The organism is Methyloversatilis sp., assembly GCF_030696805.1.
GTDB lineage: Bacteria > Pseudomonadota > Gammaproteobacteria > Burkholderiales > Rhodocyclaceae > Methyloversatilis.
Window position 1 is genome coordinate 1 of sequence record NZ_JAUYRO010000063.1, and the last position, 1066, is coordinate 1066.

Genomic DNA, 1066 nt, shown 5'->3' on the forward strand with positions numbered 1-1066 from the left:
AGGAGCGATCCATTGATCGCGAACACGGACCTTGCACATCGGCAGGTGCCTGATCGACGTGCCGGTTCTGCGACGTGTGCTGTGGCCCGATGGGGGTGATTCAAGATCCGCTTGCCGCGCGGGCGATGTCCGTCTGCGAGAAGTCGTTGCCCTTGAAAAGGAGCGGCAGGCCACGGGTTTTTGCGAGTGCGTAGCTGAAAACGTCGCCGAAGTTCAGTCCGGCGGGGTGGCCGCTGCCCTTGCCGTATGTGACGAAGGCGGCGTACGCCGCATCGGCCTCGGCAATGCCGGGCGCGACGAGTTCAAATACCGGTTGCCGCAGCAAATCATCAACGAGAATGACGGCGCGCTGACCGCGCCGTCCGTGCACGACCATGCGTGCTTCAAGGACTGCCGCCGTGCTGACGAGTGCTTTGGCCGACTGCCCGATGATCTGGACGAATTCGGCGCGCTCCGGTTCGGCAAAGGCGATGGCAACGATGGCCGATGTGTCGACGACGATCACTTGGGCAGTCCGTGAGCGTCCCAGTCGAGCGGATCGTAGGCATCCGGACGGTCGGGTATGCGGTCGAGTTGCGCCAGCAATGCAGCGATGCGTCCGGCTGGGTCGGATGTGGCGACCGTCTCGCGGATGAGCCCGTCAAGTGCACGCTCGACCACTGCGGTCTTGGACAGGCCGGTCGCCTTCGCAAGCTGCTCGACCTTCCTGATTACACTCGGGTTCGCGATTTGAAGCGGCATGATAGAGCCTCGAATGTTGATATCAACATGATCAATATAGATAGACAGCGCTCGCTCTGCAACGATTCATCTGGTCCGCACAAACATCCGGCCTTGTCGGAGCCTGGCGGACGCTGGTTTTTGTGGGAGCGGCCCACGGCTGGCCCCGCCTGGTTGGCCGGCTCAGCGAGCGGCGCGCTGTTGCAGGAGCGATCCATTGATCGCGAACACGGACCTTGCACATCGGCAGGTGCCTGATCGACGTGCCGGTTCTGCGACGTGTGCTGTGGCCCGATGGGGGTGATTCAAGATCCGCTTGCCGCGCGGGCGATGTCCGTCTGCGAGA

2 protein-coding genes are annotated in these 1066 nt (G+C 62.8%); both read right to left on the reverse strand.

What is annotated here, in order from left to right; all coding sequences use genetic code 11:
- Positions 1-100: 100 nt before the first annotated feature.
- Positions 101-505 (reverse strand): type II toxin-antitoxin system VapC family toxin, encoded by a 405-nt coding sequence (locus Q8R75_RS11475; RefSeq protein ID WP_305614275.1) that lies wholly within the window; start codon positions 503-505, stop codon positions 101-103.
- A complete protein-coding gene (locus tag Q8R75_RS11480) occupies positions 502-741 on the reverse strand; it encodes a type II toxin-antitoxin system VapB family antitoxin (protein ID WP_305626116.1) in 240 nt (79 codons plus the stop codon). Before Q8R75_RS11480 ends, Q8R75_RS11475 begins: the two co-directional genes overlap by 4 nt.
- Between the last annotated feature and the right edge of the window lie 325 nt (positions 742-1066).

Excerpts from the sequence above, each read along its gene's own strand:
- Q8R75_RS11480 (WP_305626116.1), bottom strand. The coding sequence starts at position 741 with ATGCCGCTTCAAATCGCGAACCCGAGTGTAATCAGGAAGGTCGAGCAG.